General features: G+C 36.8%; 9 protein-coding genes. 4 read left to right on the top strand and 5 right to left on the bottom strand.

Annotation, left to right across the window (positions count from 1 at the left end; translation table 11 throughout):
- Window positions 1-54 precede the first annotated feature (54 nt).
- From OLM51_RS02870 to OLM51_RS02850, 5 genes are all read right to left on the bottom strand, one after another.
- Window positions 55-4,860, bottom strand: coding sequence for a type IX secretion system membrane protein PorP/SprF (locus OLM51_RS02870; RefSeq protein ID WP_264552904.1), 4,806 nt, complete (start codon window positions 4,858-4,860; stop codon window positions 55-57).
- Between the two features lies 1 nt (window position 4,861).
- Window positions 4,862-6,319, bottom strand: coding sequence for a gliding motility protein SprC (sprC, locus tag OLM51_RS02865; RefSeq protein WP_264552903.1), 1,458 nt, complete (start codon window positions 6,317-6,319; stop codon window positions 4,862-4,864).
- Entirely contained in the window at window positions 6,316-6,723 is a 408-nt protein-coding gene (locus tag OLM51_RS02860; RefSeq protein ID WP_264552902.1) for a hypothetical protein, read from the bottom strand. Before OLM51_RS02860 ends, sprC begins: the two co-directional genes overlap by 4 nt.
- A gap of 98 nt (window positions 6,724-6,821) precedes the next feature.
- Window positions 6,822-8,114 carry a hypothetical protein gene (locus OLM51_RS02855; RefSeq protein ID WP_264552901.1) on the bottom strand — a complete coding sequence of 431 codons (1,293 nt, stop codon included), beginning with the start codon at window positions 8,112-8,114 and terminating at the stop codon, window positions 6,822-6,824.
- A gap of 199 nt (window positions 8,115-8,313) precedes the next feature.
- A complete protein-coding gene (locus OLM51_RS02850; protein ID WP_264552900.1) occupies window positions 8,314-8,766 on the bottom strand; it encodes a hypothetical protein in 453 nt (150 codons plus the stop codon).
- A gap of 434 nt (window positions 8,767-9,200) precedes the next feature.
- Here OLM51_RS02850 and OLM51_RS02845 point away from each other — a divergent pair, with 434 nt between their 5' ends.
- The 4 genes from OLM51_RS02845 (at window position 9,201) to recA (ending at window position 12,480) form a co-directional block, all read left to right on the top strand.
- The gene (locus OLM51_RS02845) at window positions 9,201-10,349 is read left to right on the top strand and encodes an ATP-binding protein (protein WP_264552899.1); all 1,149 of its coding nucleotides are present in this window, start codon (window positions 9,201-9,203) and stop codon (window positions 10,347-10,349) included.
- A gap of 6 nt (window positions 10,350-10,355) precedes the next feature.
- Window positions 10,356-10,739: a DoxX family protein gene (locus OLM51_RS02840; RefSeq protein ID WP_264552898.1), complete on the top strand. Its 384-nt coding sequence runs from the start codon at window positions 10,356-10,358 to the stop codon at window positions 10,737-10,739.
- A gap of 113 nt (window positions 10,740-10,852) precedes the next feature.
- Entirely contained in the window at window positions 10,853-11,362 is a 510-nt protein-coding gene (locus OLM51_RS02835) for an acyl-CoA thioesterase (protein ID WP_264554267.1), read from the top strand.
- Window positions 11,363-11,472: 110 nt separating this feature from the next.
- A complete protein-coding gene (recA, locus tag OLM51_RS02830) occupies window positions 11,473-12,480 on the top strand; it encodes a recombinase RecA (RefSeq protein WP_264552897.1) in 1,008 nt (335 codons plus the stop codon).
- The last annotated feature ends 74 nt before the right edge of the window (window positions 12,481-12,554 follow it).

Below are 12,554 nucleotides of genomic sequence, written 5' to 3'. Positions count from 1 at the left end.
TATAAATGTCCTTCTTAGTTTTTAAGAAGGACGAGCATTCTAAATTATATTCTATTAATTCTCCACTTTTACGATGGCCATTTTACCGTTGTATGGCTTATTCCCTTTTGCCTCCAATGCTTTTGTTGCTTCCTGCAAACCATCGAATTTTTCGTAGTAGATATAATATTTACTTGTTGTTACATTGTAAAAGAAATTAACATCTGATCGTCCTGCGGCTACCGCTTTTTTCAGGAATTCATCTCTCTTTTCAACACTGCTGTGTACTGCAACAATCATATAGTACCCATTTTCAGAATTTTTAATATTCTTGATAATCTGCATATTTGACTGGTCTTCACCAAAATCAAAATCTGCTGCTACTAGCGGTGTACTGCTTAATTTTGTTGTTTCCTTAATACGTTTAAGAGCTGCAACATCCTGATTGTATCTTCCCTGATCGTTTTCGTAAGCAGCACGCTTAATTCTACGTTTTTTCTCGATTTCAGTTTCAGTTTTAATACGCTCTAAATTCGAAAGTAATGTTGCACTGTCTTCTTCCATTTTTAACTGAGCTGCTTTCAATTCATTTATCTTTTCAAGATAAGCTCTGTTTACAGCATCATTTTTATTAGGAACCTTTTTAAGTCTTTCATTATACAGGTTTGTCAATCTGGCAATTTCATCTTTCTGATTTTTATTTGCCTCCGCAAGTTGTGCTTTTAGAGCCTCTAACTGACTATTCTCTGCCGCTACACTTTTAAATGGTTTTGGTTCTTTGTAGATCCCTTTTTCACTTAAATCATTCTCTTCTCTCAAGTCATTCAAGTCTCTTTGTTTATTTGCTACTGTTGTGTTAAACTGTGCTAATAAATCTTTTTGTGTTTTACCTGCATTTTCTATAGACAGCGTTAAATTATCAATTGCTTTTGCTGTATCGTCTTTTGGCGCTGAAGCCGCTTTTGCTGCAGCAACCGCAGCTGCATCAGCTGCTAATTTTGCTTTTAACTCCGCTTCTTCTGCAAGTCTCGCTTGTAATGCTTCTGCATCTGCTTTGGCTTTGGCATCAGCTGTTAATTTCGCCTGACGAGCTTCTTCATCTGCTTTTACTTTAGCGTCTGCAGCTAATTTTGCTTGTAATGCTTCGGCGTCTGCTTTGGCTTTGGCATCTGCAGCTAATTTTGCCTGTAATGCTTCTGCATCTGCTTTAGCTTTTGCATCGGCAGCTAATTTTGCTTTAAGCGCATCAGCGTCGGCTTTGGCTTTTTCTTCTGCTGCTTGTCTTGCCTGCAATGCTTCTGCATCTGCTTTAGCTTTTGCATCGGCAGCTAATTTTGCTTTAAGCGCATCAGCATCTGCTTTCGCTTTGGCATCAGCTACTTGTTTTGCTTGTAATGCTTCGGCGTCTGCTTTGGCTTTGGCATCAGCAGCTAATTTTGCCTGACGAGCTTCTTCAGCTAGTTGTAATTGTTTGGCTTCGGCATCGGCTTTTGCTTTTGCAGTAGCTTCAGCATCGGCTTTTACTTTTGCATCTGCAAGTAATTGCGCTTGTAATGCTTGCATATCCGCTTTAGCTTTTGCATCAGCTGCAAGTTTAGCTTGTAATGCTTCGGCGTCTGCTTTGGTTTTAGCATCTGCAGCTAATTTCGCCTGACGAGCCTCTTCTTCAACTTTTGCTTTTGCTTCCTGTGCTTCTTTTATTTTAAGTGCTTCTGCATCGGCTTTCGCTTTGGCGTCTGCAGCTAATTTTACTTGTAATGCTTCGGCGTCTGCTTTGGCTTTGGCATCAGCAGCTAATTTCGCCTGACGAGCTTCTTCTTCAACTTTTGCTTTTGCTTCCTGAGCTTCTTTTATTTTAAGTGCTTCTGCATCAGCTTTCGCTTTAGCGTCTGCAGCTAATTTTGCTTGTAATGCTTCGGCGTCTGCTTTGGCTTTGGCGTCCGCAGCTAATTTCGCCTGACGAGCCTCTTCTTCAACTTTTGCTTTTGCTTCCTGAGCTTCTTTTATTTTAAGTGCGTCTGCATCAGCTTTCGCTTTAGCGTCTGCAGCTAATTTTGCTTGTAATGCTTCGGCATCGGCTTTAGCTTTAGCATCAGCAGCTAATTTCGCCTGACGCGCTTCTTCAGCTAACTGTAATTGTTTTGCTTCTGCATCGGCTTTCGCTTTTGCAGTTGCTTCTGCATCGGCTTTTACTCTTGCGTCAGCAATTAATTTTGCTTGAAGCGCTTCCATATCTGCTTTTGCTTTGGCATCTGCAGCTAATTTTGCCTGTAATGCTTCCGCATCTGCTTTCGCTTTAGCGTCGGCAGCTAATTTCGCTTGTAATGCCTCTGCATCCGCTTTGGCTTTTGCATCTGCAGCTTGTTTCGCCTGAAGTGCTTCTGCATCGGCTTTAGCTTTGGCATCTGCTGCTAGTTTAGCCTGACGTGCATCTTCTTCTGCTTTTACTTTTGCCTCAGCAGCTTGTTTTGCCTGTAATACCTGAGCATCTGCTTTGGCTTTGGCATCAGCAACAAGTTTTGCCTGCAATGCTTCTGCATCCGCTTTGGCTTTTGCATCCGCTGCTAATTTTGCCTGAATTGCATCTGCATCCGCTTTCGCTTTTGCCTCAGCAGCTTGTTTCACTTTAAGCGCTTCAGCATCTGCTTTTGCTTTGGCATCGGCAACAAGTTTAGCTTGCAATGCTTCTGCATCGGCTTTGGCTTTAGCATCTGCAGCAAGCTTAGCCTGACGTGCATCTTCTTCTGCTTTTACTTTTGCCTCAGCAGCTTGTTTTGTTTTTAATGCTTCTGCAGCTATAAGAGCTTGTCTTGCTTCTGCATCTGCTTTTGCTTTTGCATCTGCAGCTAATTTCTCTTTTAAGGCAGCTTCTTCTGCCGCTTTAGCTTTCGCGTCAGCTGCTAATTTTGCTTTGTTGGCTGCATCTATATTCGCTTTCGTTTTTGCAGTTGTGGCAGCTTTTAATTTAGCTTCTGCAGCTAGTTTAGCCTGATACGCATCTGAATCTGCTTTTGCTTTTGCATCTGCAGCTAATATTGATTGTAAATCTGCAGCTTCAGCTTTTGCTTTAACATCTGCTTTTCTCTTCGCTTCGGCAGCATCAGCTTTTGCTTTCGCATCGGCAGCTAACTTCACTTTCAATGCTTCGGCGTCGGCTTTGGCTTTTGTATCTGCAGCTAATTTTGCTTTTGCAACTGCTTCAGCATCGGCTTTCGCTTTTTCTGCTGCTAATTGCGCTTGTGTTTTTTGTGGTGCTGCTGCAGGTTTGTTTGCGGCTGCTTGTGCTTTTGTTGCTTCAGCATCGGCTTTGGCTTTGGCGTCTGCAGCTAATTTTAATTTTTGAGCCTCAGCATCGGCTTTAACTTTATCAGCAGCTAATTGTGCCTGTGCTTTTTGTTCTGGTGTTGCTGTCGGTTTGTTTGCAACTGCTTGTGCTCTTGCAGCAGCAGCAGCATCAACTCTTGCTTTATTATCTGCAGCTAATTTTATTCTGCGTGCCTCAGCATCTGCTCTCACTTTATCTGCAGCTAATTGTGCTTGTGTTTTTTGCTCTGCACCAATAGCTCTGTTTGTAGTGGCTGTTTGCGCTCTTGCAGCAGCGGCGGCATCGGCTTTGGCTTTTGCATCAGCAGCAAGTTTTAATTTTTCGCTCTCAGCAGCATCAACTTTAGCTTTTGCATCTGCGGCTAATTTTAATTTTTGAGCCTCAGCAGCATCAGCTTTTGCTTTATTATCTGCTACTAATTTTAGTCTTGCAGCTTCGGCATCAGCTTTAACTTTTTCGGCAGCTGCTAATCGTGCTTGTTTTGCTTCTGCATCGGCTATTGCTTTTGCTTCTGCAGCCAATCTCGCTTTCTCACCACCATCTACTCTGGTTACCTGAGTGCTCGCTGTCTTTTTAGCCATTACAGGTTTTGCTTTAGCAGGATCTATTATAGAACCTTCTTCTTCATCTCCGTAATAGTAATTTTTATTTTTAAATCTGTAGGCAATTGCAAACTCATGAGAACCTCCCATGTTTGTAAAATTCCCCATTCCTCTTTCATAATTATATTCGATAGCAATACTAGGTGAAATATTTACCCCTAAACCTGCCGAAACTCCATATAAAGTATTATAACCTGCCTGTGCCCAGATTCCTTGTTGTAAGGTCAGCATACCAAGTCCGGAAATAACTGTTTTGTCTTTTTTAATTTCGGTTTTTATAATACCTGAAAATTTACTTCTGTCAAAGAAACCGTAAGTATCAATATATCCAGTGTACATTGCGTGCAATTCGATTGCTCTTTCCGGATCCTCTTTTACTACACCTGAACCAAAATTGTAAAGAATCAAATTGTTTACCGATAAACCAAAATCCAGAAAAGCAGTTCCGTAATTAATACCCGGATTAACAGTAAGTAAAGTATTTGAGGGATAGTCTCCATTCAAAATTTCTGTATCATCAGATACAATTTTTCCTTTGTTAAGACCGCTTTGATAAACTCCGACATTTACACCAAAAGTTAAATTACTGTCTTCCTGCAAAACGATATTGTGAGCAAAATTTCCGATTCCGCCAAAAACAGTCATTAAACCATAATTCTGTTGAAATAAACCAAATGCAAATGCCTCGTTTTCTCTAAAACGACCTGAGTAATTTACTAAATACGTTTGTGGAGCGTTCTCAAACTGTACCCATTGTCTTTTGTTGTAGAAACTTGCATAGGCATTTGTTTCTCTGACAAAACTAAATGCAGGATTAATTAAATATCGATTAAACTTTAATGAATTTCTTATAGGTAATGAAAACGAAACAACTCCATTCTCAGTTTGATCCTGGGAATAGAGTACATTTGAAAAACCGTAAAATAAAGTTATGAATAGTAGGATTTTCTTCATATTATTTTATCACAGTTATTGATCCTTTTTTTTCACCTGTGTCTGCTTGAATGACATAGTAATATACTGGATTTACATTTTTAAAATCAATTGCATTTTGTGGCCAATCACCTTGATAATTGACAACATCTAAAACTTTATCACCATTGGAGCTTATTATTATTACTTTGGTGTTTGCATTCTTATAAACGTCCGGAATGTTCCAATATGGATTCTGGCTGCTTAACTTGATAATGTTTTGAATTACTGATGTTGGCTGCGTCGGTCCTGTAACTTTAAAATCAAATTCTTTAGAACTTAAACAACCTGTTGCCTGAGAAACTTTGGCTTTATAATTACCTGGTACGGCTACCACATACGAATTGCTGTTTGCACCTGCAATCGCATTTCCGTTTAAAAACCATTCAAAAGTCGGGCTAACAGCATCAGTAGTTACAGAAACATTAATAGTTTCTCCTTCGTCTATCGAACTAGTATCCGGGACATCTATACTAGCTGAAAAACTATTGCTTTTTAAATCAATTGTACCTGAAGATACACAACCACCAAAATCTACTTCTACAGTGTAAATTCCGGCCTCATTTGTTGTAATACTGCGGGTTGTTCCACCAGGAACATTTACACCATTTTTTTTCCACAAAAACTTATTACCGTCTGTTGCTGTTAAAATAGTTCCTGTACCAGTAGAACAAAATGGGTTTCCTAAATTTGAATTGATAGTAACTGCAGAACCAGAAGCCGAAGAACTAACCGTAACACGATTTGAATACGATTCTGATGTACAAGTACCATAATTTGTTTCTGCGTAATAAACCCCCTCTGCAGTTACTGCATAAGTTGGTCCTGTTGCTCCTGCAACAAGAGTTGGAGGAGTCACAGGCCCATTATCTTTAAACCAGTTATAAGTTAAAAATTTAAACTTTAAAGGAGAATCATTTTGTGGTGTTGTTGAATCAGGATCAATACTTAGCAAATAACTACCACCCGCACAAAAAGTAGCTGTACCATTAAAATTATTAATGGTATACTGTCTGTCATGTGCTCTGTAATAGATAGGGAAAGAAGTCTTTAATCCAAAAGAAACAAACTTAGGGCTGGAAAAACCAGTCGTTGAAACTCTAAGACTATAACTATCTGATCCCGCTAAATCTGTAGGAACAGAAAAGTTGATCGTTCTTTGATTAGCGGCAGGATCAGAAACACTTATTGTATTTGTAGTAACAACAGTTGCAAAATTATTGGTCGAAAGTTCGACAACAAATACCGTTCCCGCCGGAAATCCGGCATAGGTAAAAGTAGCGGTATAATCGTTTCCATCCGGGCCTGCACAAATCCTGTCAAAGCCCAATTGCTGAGGGCTAATTGATTTTGTTTGCGCATGCAGGCTCGATTTAGTAAACAGAATTATACCAAATAGAAATAGAATTTTAGAAAAAGACAAAGTAGTTTTCTGAATCATATAGTGCGTGTTCTTGCTAAATCTATATTTTCAAAAAACAAAATATCAATAAATGTTTCCGAAAAATCATACTTGTAGTTCTCGATAATGTCTTTTGCAAGAACAGAATAAGTTGCTGAAAGTATTAGGTTTTCGTTACACTCTGTAGATACATTCTTATCACCAGTCGCGATAATAAGGCTATCCTCGGGGGTGGATAGCCCTACTATAGGCTGATTAGAATGATCTAATTTGCTGATAGAAACACCAGCTGTATCGTTATTTTGGTTGTTGCTAAACGCCATTGCTTTGCATGAAGAATCTGGAGAAACTGTCGTTTTTCCTGTTTTATTCTGTGCATTTATTGCTATAGGCGAAACCAAAAATATAATATAAATAAAATATTTTTTTATAGTTGGGGCCATTATGTTCTGATCTTTATTTGGTCCTGTACGAGACTCACATAAATTGTGTCTGGGGACTTTATTAATAAAATTTACGCTGAAATAAAAATCGAAATAATCTATTTGTTTCCGCTAGACGCTGTAATTTTTCCTAATTGTAATCTGAAATCTGGTTTTTTAGCATTGTAAATATCAATAAATGTTTCTTTGTTATCACTTTGTGACATAACGTTAAAAAACACGCTGTTACCATACCAGCTCTCTAAATCTTCATTGTTTGAATTGTATTCTGTAAAGATATTTCCATTACATAGGTTAAAATACATTTCTTCAAATTTGATCTTTTTAAGATTGGCATCGTTAATCTCAGTTTTACTGTCTAATAATACAGCAGGATTAAACCCAGAGATCACAGTACGCTTCATTTCAAGAGAAGCCGTTTCAGCAACATAAATTGCTTCTTTAACTAAACCTGCCTGAATATCAGCTTTAATGTTATCACTGTCATTTAGCATTGTAATGTTTGTTGCAACAACAAGAGTTTGTTTTTTAGTAAAATCTGTTTCGTTTTTCTTTTCGTAAGATTTTACTTCCATACAACGAGAACCGTCTTTGTTACTTGATAAGTAAGATGATCTAACTGCTAAAGAGTTAAATAAACGACACTGAACTCCCTGAGTAAATTTATAATCATCATTGATTGACTTGTAAGAAACTAATTTAGAAGCGTTTACATCACCTCCAAAGAAAGCAAATGAGTCACCACCAGAGTAGCTAACCATTACATTGTCAAGGATAGTCTTACTACCAACACCAGCTACAGTAAGCCCGTTGAAAGTATCTAGACCTTTAACTTTTTTTCCAGCAAACTCGATTCTCACAAATCTTAAAATTCCTGAATTTCCAGCTGCATTATCACCACCGTAAGTAGTAAGTGTAGGATCAAGATCTAAGTTATAAGAACCAACGTTTCCGAATTTATTAATTGGTGCATCTCCAAGAAGTACAACTCCACCCCAGTCTCCAGCTTTTTTCTGGCTGCGGTTTGAAGTAAATACGATTGGATCCGTCTCTAAACCATCTGCAACAATTTGTGCACCTTTTGTAACTACCAATGTTCCTTTTGTTTCGAAATCACCGATGATTAATGTTCCTGGTTCAATTGTTAAAACGGCATTATTTGTAACATATACGTTTCCTTGCAAAACATAAACATTCCTCTTCAGCAATTTAGTATTAACAGAAATGTTTCCTGCTAAAATTTGGTTTGCTTCTCCATACTCTACTTTGTTAGGCTTAAATTCAGTCCAGTTGTTTAACCAATTGGTGTAGCCCATAATTCCTTTCTCTTGTTGAGCATTCATACTCGTAACTGTCAAAAGAACGCAGATCATTTGAGTAATTTTTTTCATGATAAAGGGGTGTTATTAGGTTAATAATAAATTTGGGTATGCGTAAATGATAAAAACTCATCCCGGTTTTTCTGAAATGTTCAGATACATCGGGAACGAGTTGTTTTTATTAGCTTTTCTAAAAATATTGTTTTTGTAAAATCTAAATCATCTACGTAAACACCTTCAAAAAAGTTTAAAAAATTATAATATTTATTTATTACATTTCGTTCAAATCGTTGAACTCGTGTAATGATTTCAATGTACTTTCGTAAAACAAAATTGCAGCGATCAAATTACCCTTATCAGAATAAGGCATCATCTTTCTCTGAAATTCTACAGTAGTATCCAAAAATGAAGTTGTACCAACTGCCTGAGCATCTAATACTTTTTTGTGTTCACTATCATCCGGAATACCTAAGTCTGCCATCGTAACACCAGGTTTAGTAACCAGAGCAATGTAAGGGAGCGTTTTTACTAAAACTTTAATACGCTCAATGTATAATTCCAAAAGTTCACCTTTTTGCATACCACTCAATTCTTTTTGATCATGGTATTTGCGAATAAGAGCCGTCGTACTAATAATACTTCTTGGAGCATTCTTTGCCTGAGCCGAAACAGCACCAGTTGCCAAGAAAAAAAGTGTACTTAATAGAATAATTTTACCTTTCATAGATTCTGCAATTATAATTGGTTGTTGATGAAAACAAAAATATATAAATTAACTTAAATTGCAACTTTATTGATTTCTTTTTTAAAAAAAAAAGCTTAAAAAAAGCTTAAAAAACTGTCTTATGTCGAGAAAATCTGCGTTTTAACGAGGTTTTTGTTAAAATTAATCAAACAAAAACTGTAAGACAAAAGCTATTAAAAGTATATTTATTTTTATATTAATAGCCAAAAAAAACGTACGTTGGACGCTTTTACAAAAAAAATATTAACAAAAAAGTCTTAATATCTCCTCAGGTTGAAGCATTTATTAACAAAAATGCGTTAACAAACTGAAAAAATTACAGTAAACAATTTCAATTTCTCAGAAATAAAAAGCGCCTTACAAACTTTCACTCTAAAATTTTTGACTAGATCATTTTCTTCTATCTTTGCTTCATGCAATTTTCAGAAATTTTAGGTCAGGATTACATCAAAAGCCACTTGACAAAAAGTGCAGCTTCGGGCAGAATTCCACATGCACAATTATTCATTGGGCCGGAAGGAAGCGGAACTTTATCAACCGCAATTGCCTATGCCCAGTACATTTTGTGTGGCAATACCGGAGATGAAAATGAAAATGGAAATCATTCCTGTAACCTGAAATTTCAAAACATTTCGCATCCCGATTTGCATTTTATTTATCCTACAGTTACCACAGAAGATGTAAAAACCAAACCCAAAAGTTTAGACTTCATTCAGGATTGGCGTACTTTTATTCAAGAAATGCCTTACGGGGGATTGTTTGACTGGTATAAAGTTTTAGGCGTTCAAAATAAGCAAGGAGAAATCAGAGTTGAAGATGCACAGGAAGTTCTAAAATCCCTTGCACTAAAATCATACGAAGGAGGATATAAAATCATGATTATCTGGATGGCAGATAAAATGAATATTGCTGCTTCAAACAAGTTGCTTAAACTTCTTGAAGAGCCTTCAGATAAAACAATTTTTATATTAATTTCTGAAAACGAAGAGGATATTATTCAAACCATACGTTCTCGTTGTCAGGTGATTCACTTTAACGGACTTCCTGAAAAAGTAATTGCCGAAGCGCTGGTTTCAAGAGAGAATATCGATTCTAATCTTGCCAAAAAAATTGCGCATCAGGCACAGGGAAATTTTAGCAAAGCGTTGCATTTGCTAAAAGAAGATGACTCAGAATATCCTTTTGAACAATGGTTTGTCAATTGGGTTCGAGCAGCTTTTAGAGCAAAAGGAAATGCCGCTGCAATTCAGGATTTGATTTCATGGAGCGAAGAAATCGCTGCACTTGGACGTGAAAGCCAGAAAAAATTCATCCAGTTTTGTATCGAAATGTTCAGGCAGGCGCTTTTATTAAATTATCAGGCTCCAGGCTTGGTTTATATTGAGCCAAAAGTGGACAAATTCAAACTTGAAAATTTTGCCCCTTTTGTAAATGGGAACAACATTCATGAAATTTTTAAGGAACTTTCGGATGCTATGTATCACATCGAAAGAAACGGAAATGCAAAAATAATCCTTACAGATTTATCTATAAAACTGACTCGTTTAATTCATAAAAAATAATCTAAAATGAATAATGTTGCCTCCATTTTTTTATTAGTGTTTTTAGCCCTAACATTTTTACAATCAGGCTATGAAAAAATTTTTTACTGGAAAGATAATGTAGCCTGGCTAAAAGAACATTTTGCCAAAACACCATTAAAAAATCAGGTTCCGCTTGCACTTTTACATTTACTAATTCTGGAGTTAATTTCAGGAATATTATCTGTTGTGGGTGCAATTCAACTATTTACAAACAGCGGACGTGAATTTGGTTTTTATGGTGCGATTTTTTCATGTATCACTTTATTAATGATGCTTTTCGGGCAAAGACTTGCAAAAGATTATGATGGTGCAAGAACCATTGTTATATATTTTATTCCTGCTGTTATGGCAGTTTACTGGTTGAATTAATCAGCCTCAATTATTAAAAAGTTAGTCATTGATTTCAAAAATTTTCACAGATTTTTTTAATCATTTTAATTTGTGAAATCAGTGGCAAAAAAATGAAATTTATTATCAAAAAAATGAATCCAAAACATCCCTCAGAATCAGTAACTATACTAACCGATTTAGTTTTACCAAGTGAAACAAATCCTTTAAACAATCTTTTTGGTGGTGAATTATTAGCCCGTATGGATCGCGCTGCGAGTATTGCAGCCCGCAGACATTCGCGTCGAATTGTTGTTACGGCCTCTGTAAATCACGTTGCTTTCAACAGAGCTATTTCGCTTGGAAGTGTCGTAACTGTTGAAGCAAAAGTTTCAAGATCGTTCAAAAGTTCAATGGAAGTTTTCATTGACGTCTGGGTAGAAGACCGTGAGTCAGGAAGCAGAACAAAAGCAAACGAAGCTATATATACTTTTGTAGCGGTTGACGATACCGGAAGACCAGTAGAAGTTCCGGCAATTATTCCTGAAACCGAAATCGAAATTCAGCGTTTTGATGCAGCTTTGCGTCGTAAACAACTGAGTTTAGTACTTGCAGGAAAAATGAAACCTTCTGAAGCAACAGAATTAAAGGCTTTGTTTTTATAATGAAAATTGTGACAATTTGGAACAATTTGAAACAATGAAACTTCAAAAAAAGAAGTATTTTTACAAATTCAAGCGAAGCTAAAAATAACAATCCAGATAATTAAGAAAAGATGAGTTCAGACAAAGAAGCCAAATTAAAAGCGTTACAATTAACGCTTGATAAACTTGACAAAACCTACGGAAAAGGAACCGTAATGAAAATGGGCGACAGAGCCATTGTGGAGGTAGAAACGATTTCTTCTGGCTCTCTTGGCGTTGATTTAGCTCTTGGAGTAAACGGTTATCCAAAAGGAAGAATTATTGAAATATACGGGCCAGAATCGTCTGGTAAGACCACATTAACACTACATGCTATTGCCGAAGCTCAAAAAGCAGGTGGAATTGCTGCTTTTATTGATGCTGAGCATGCTTTCGACAGAAATTATGCTGAAAAACTAGGTGTAGACATCGAGAACCTGATTATTTCTCAACCAGACAATGGTGAGCAGGCTTTAGAAATTGCCGAAAATTTAATTCGTTCCGGAGCTATCGACATTGTGGTAATTGACTCTGTTGCAGCTTTAACTCCTAAAAGTGAAATCGAAGGAGAAATGGGAGATTCTAAAATGGGTCTTCATGCACGTTTAATGTCTCAGGCATTAAGAAAATTAACCGGAACTATCAGTAAAACAAATTGTACTGTTTTCTTCATCAACCAGTTGAGAGAGAAAATTGGTGTAATGTTTGGAAATCCTGAAACCACTACCGGAGGTAATGCATTAAAATTTTATGCTTCTGTTCGTTTAGATATTCGTCGTTCTTCTCAAATTAAAGACGGAGAAAATGTTATCGGAAACAGAACCAAAGTTAAGATCGTAAAAAACAAAGTTGCACCACCTTTTAAAACCGCAGAATTTGATATTATGTATGGAGAAGGGGTTTCTAAAACAGGTGAAATTCTTGACTTAGCAGTTGAATTTGAGATCGTTAAAAAGGCGGGGTCGTGGTTCAGCTACGGAGATACAAAATTAGGACAAGGACGTGATGCTGTAAAATCTTTAATTAAAGATAATCCGGAATTAGCTGATGAATTAGAGCTTAAAATTAAAGCACACATCAAAGAATTAGCAAATGCCTAAAACAATATAAATCTGTATTTTGCAGTATTTTTATCATAACCCGATTGGACTTTAAAACCCAATCGGGTTTTTTT

It is taken from the genome of Flavobacterium sp. N2038 (genome assembly GCF_025947185.1).
In the GTDB taxonomy this organism is placed as follows: domain Bacteria; phylum Bacteroidota; class Bacteroidia; order Flavobacteriales; family Flavobacteriaceae; genus Flavobacterium.
This window is presented reverse-complemented; position numbering and strand designations above follow the sequence as displayed.

Coding starts and splice junctions, on each gene's coding strand:
- OLM51_RS02870 (WP_264552904.1), bottom strand. CDS start 4,860: ATGAAGAAAATCCTACTATTCATAACTTTATTTTACGGTTTTTCAAAT.
- OLM51_RS02835 (WP_264554267.1), top strand. CDS start 10,853: ATGAATCCAAAACATCCCTCAGAATCAGTAACTATACTAACCGATTTA.
- sprC (WP_264552903.1), bottom strand. CDS start 6,319: ATGATTCAGAAAACTACTTTGTCTTTTTCTAAAATTCTATTTCTATTT.
- OLM51_RS02855 (WP_264552901.1), bottom strand. CDS start 8,114: ATGAAAAAAATTACTCAAATGATCTGCGTTCTTTTGACAGTTACGAGT.
- recA (WP_264552897.1), top strand. CDS start 11,473: ATGAGTTCAGACAAAGAAGCCAAATTAAAAGCGTTACAATTAACGCTT.
- OLM51_RS02850 (WP_264552900.1), bottom strand. CDS start 8,766: ATGAAAGGTAAAATTATTCTATTAAGTACACTTTTTTTCTTGGCAACT.
- OLM51_RS02845 (WP_264552899.1), top strand. CDS start 9,201: ATGCAATTTTCAGAAATTTTAGGTCAGGATTACATCAAAAGCCACTTG.
- OLM51_RS02840 (WP_264552898.1), top strand. CDS start 10,356: ATGAATAATGTTGCCTCCATTTTTTTATTAGTGTTTTTAGCCCTAACA.
- OLM51_RS02860 (WP_264552902.1), bottom strand. CDS start 6,723: ATGGCCCCAACTATAAAAAAATATTTTATTTATATTATATTTTTGGTT.